This is a genomic window from Fodinibius sp., from assembly GCF_041642155.1.
Taxonomy (GTDB): Bacteria; Bacteroidota; Rhodothermia; order Balneolales; family Balneolaceae; genus Fodinibius.
Genome location: NZ_JBEPWZ010000319.1, coordinates 1 through 3,276 on the forward strand (window position 1 = coordinate 1; position 3,276 = coordinate 3,276).

Below are 3,276 nucleotides of genomic sequence, written 5' to 3' on the forward strand. Positions count from 1 at the left end.
AACAAGACCATGAACAGGCCCACAATACCGAAGAAATGATTGGATGCCGGATGGACGGCCCCATCAATCATGCCGAGGACCAGGGCCGGGTTAACGGCTTGAACCAACCCGCTGATTATGGTAATGACCGCTATAACTTTCAGGAATATTTTTACATAATTTTTATACGCCATAGGTTCCCCGGTTTGGATCTCGTTATATGACCGACTACAGTTTCATCTACAGTTTCATCGTTCAGGATTGTTCCTTACATCTATTTTCTATTCAATAAAAGCCGTCGTAATGCATGCCGTATGTAAAATAGAGAGCGCTTTGCAAAACCGTTCTTTTGGCCAATCTCCAGATTTTCGTGCATTCAACATCCTCTCATATGCCTTATATGGGTTGGTTTTGCATTCGCACAGGCTTTGATATTTCCCAATGCTTCGGGACTGGTTTTTCAAAGGCCCCTTACAATCAATACCAACGGTCAATCTTATTCGGGGATTGACACTTTAAAACAATATGATAAGAGGGCGTATGGAACCGGAAACCAGCCATATCCGCCCATAAAGCTTTGACCGAAATCCCGTCTGCTGTTAAACGTTTTCAACAGGACGAATCGGTTCGGCAGACCCCTTCTCACGGTGATTGTTCCAGCGGTTTTCTTGAATACAGGTAAATAATGACAACGCCAATTCCCTCATATATCATAAAAAAATAAAATATCCAGCTTGGCGAACCGTCAGCAAATAATGAAACGATTCGCGCCAGTACTCCCGCCAGCATGATAACCAGAAAGAGCGCATTGAATTTTTTAACCGTAAAAATTTCGTTCCGAAAAACAATAGCAAACAGGCCAAACCCCAGTTCCATAGCCCGCAGAAACCGGTACTGGGTAAGAACATTGGCCCGCGTTTCATCAGTCAGTACGCTGGTATCGAGGCCGAGCAGGAGCTGGTGGTCTAAATCGGCCCCGAGGAAGGCGCCCCAGAATCCCGCCAGAATCACCAGGCCAATATAGGTATAAAAGAAAAAATAATTAAGGGTCTTCATCCCGGTGTAGCTATTTATAGGTTAGACTTCTGGGGGTGGGGAAGTAACTCAAAAAATAGAGCAGCATCAACACCCATTCTCCTGTCCAAAAAAACATGCGGACAAGATGCAGGTCTTGCCAGGTACTGAGGATCTGTTGCAGCTCCCCCTGGTTGGTGATTCCCGCAGCCAACTGTTCGTTGTAAGGAAATATAAAAACCGATGTCAGTATGGTAGCCGCTATGACCGCTGTCAGAATTCCTATCGGATACCATTTTCGGAACGATTTCCATTCTTCGATGATGATGATTATGGCCGACAGAAACATCAGTATCGTCATAACGGTAAAAAAATCAGTCGCCCGGTTAATCGGCGGCACAAACTGTTCGTAATAATTTTCAGGAGTCAGGGAGTCGGCGGACGGAAGGGAGAAAAAGACCAGTGACCATCCGGTGCCGAAGTACATGGAGACACAGGCAAACAAAAAGGATTTGTTGATCTTCAGCAGTACATTTTTCATCGTGTAGTCAATCGTTTCAATTATATTTTGAAGTGCTCATAGTCCGAGATCGACGGCGGAGACAGCCATTCTTCATCCAGTCCCAGGTCGACTACGCTTTCCATCCCTTCCGGCATCCGGGCCGGGGGTTCGCCATATGTCAAAAACCAGCTTTCGAAATGATCATCGAGGATACCGTTGGCCCTGGGAATATACATTGTAAGAAAGGCATCGGGGTCGATCTCGAGGTCCCGCAGCGGGGCCGTTTTGGGATGGTCGCCGATGTATAGCCTGGCATTAGCGCTCCCGAATAGATTTAATCCCGCTTTTCCTTTGAAGTAGATATAGGAAGCCATCAGCATGTTACGAAACTTGCAATAATTTGTGGCGCCAACGTTAAGCGGTATCCAGGTCCTGGAGGGACGGTCGATCTCAATCCGCATGGCGAACTGGCCGTCTTTTTCATACTGGCTGCTGACAATCTTGTCACTGATCTTATAATCCAAATGGGCCTGGTGTTTGGGCATGCCCCATATACCCTTACCGCCTTTGACCGAAATTTCGGAGCTCACCGGCAGATCAATGACATACTGTCCGGTTCCGTACCGGCTCATAAACAGTCCCGGCAGCAGGGGAAGGGCGGGCTTGTGTCCACGAGTACAGGCAATGGCAATACTGAATTCGATGTATTTGCCAATGCTTGTTTCCAGGTAATTGATCACCGTAATAAGCAGAAGTCCTTTTCCATTCCATAGTCTGAAGGGATGTAATTCATTGCCCGGCAAAAATTTTTTTGCTTTATCTGCATTAATTTGGAAGCCTGCAAACAGGGCGGGAGAGTCCACACAGTTTACAGGCAGGATGTAAGGGATGCCGTCAACCAATGCATGGCGGTCCCGGTAACGTTCAATTCGGTTTGGTACTCCCATCATAATAATTTTTTCAGCAGATTTATGTAATGTTAGGTCGTTTCCAGTTCTTGCGAGATTAGGGGAAATACATCAGAAGCCGCATCTTTTCCCATAAATATATCGAGATGGCTGTAGCCCGGAATGCTGTGCAGCGCATGGCGTCCCGGTTCCCGGCGATTAAAATAGTTGTAGGTCCTTATCTGACTTTCGGGCAGAAAGCAAAGGTTTTCTTCTCCGGTAAAAAATGCAAGCCTTGCCTTCGTTTGGGGTTCAGTGGCTATATAATCCCCCGGCAGTTGGTTATCCTCTTCCAGGGAGACCAGGTTCCCTTTCTCAATGCATTTTTTAATGTGATTGAAAAAGCGGACCGGAACTTCGGCAAATTCATCTTTTAGCCACTCGTGCGTAGCTTCATTCAGATTTTCATGTCTCCAGAGGGCCGGAAATCCACTGCCATAGGTAAAACTGACTTCCTTGCACACCCCGTTTTTGCATTCATTGTGGGTGATCTCGACAAGACTGTGGACAATTTTGGGAAAGAGCCAGGGCGCTTGCTTGCCCCATTGGGGATTGAGATAATTAGTGAAGAGTGCTACAACCGGAAGGGCAAACCTTGACTTGTATACGGACCAATCGGGAACGACCGGGTGCAGCGAGACGGCATTGCTGATGATGGTGGTTACCTGGGGCACCAGTCCGGCCACAGCCGACATCATAAAGCTCGTGGATCCCTGGCAGTGAATGATCGCCTTTATCTCCTCGTATCCCGTCTCCTCAGCAACTTTGGATACCGCTGCGGGATGATCATATTTGGCCGCCTGGTCCAAATTCCATTCATTTGGAGCAAATTCA

General features: G+C 47.2%; 4 protein-coding genes. All 4 read right to left on the minus strand.

The genetic code is table 11. From position 1 onward, the window contains the following. Positions 1–621 precede the first annotated feature (621 nt). The gene (locus ACESLU_RS13345; protein WP_372639124.1) at positions 622–1,035 is read right to left on the minus strand and encodes a DUF4345 family protein; all 414 of its coding nucleotides are present in this window, start codon (positions 1,033–1,035) and stop codon (positions 622–624) included. 10 nt (positions 1,036–1,045) lie between these two features. Next, positions 1,046–1,534, minus strand: coding sequence for a hypothetical protein (locus ACESLU_RS13350; protein WP_372639125.1), 489 nt, complete (start codon positions 1,532–1,534; stop codon positions 1,046–1,048). A gap of 20 nt (positions 1,535–1,554) precedes the next feature. Further along, on the minus strand, positions 1,555–2,445 hold the full coding sequence (locus ACESLU_RS13355; protein WP_372639126.1) for an acetoacetate decarboxylase family protein: 891 nt from the start codon (positions 2,443–2,445) through the stop codon (positions 1,555–1,557). A 29-nt stretch (positions 2,446–2,474) separates the two neighbouring features. Next, on the minus strand, positions 2,475–3,276 hold an 802-nt coding region (locus tag ACESLU_RS13360), incomplete at its 5' end, for an esterase (protein WP_372639127.1).

What these genes read in the sequence shown, in the direction of transcription:
- ACESLU_RS13345 (WP_372639124.1), bottom strand. Translation starts at nt 1,035, where the DNA reads ATGAAGACCCTTAATTATTTTTTCTTTTATACCTATATTGGCCTGGTG.
- ACESLU_RS13350 (WP_372639125.1), bottom strand. Translation starts at nt 1,534, where the DNA reads ATGAAAAATGTACTGCTGAAGATCAACAAATCCTTTTTGTTTGCCTGT.
- ACESLU_RS13355 (WP_372639126.1), bottom strand. Translation starts at nt 2,445, where the DNA reads ATGATGGGAGTACCAAACCGAATTGAACGTTACCGGGACCGCCATGCA.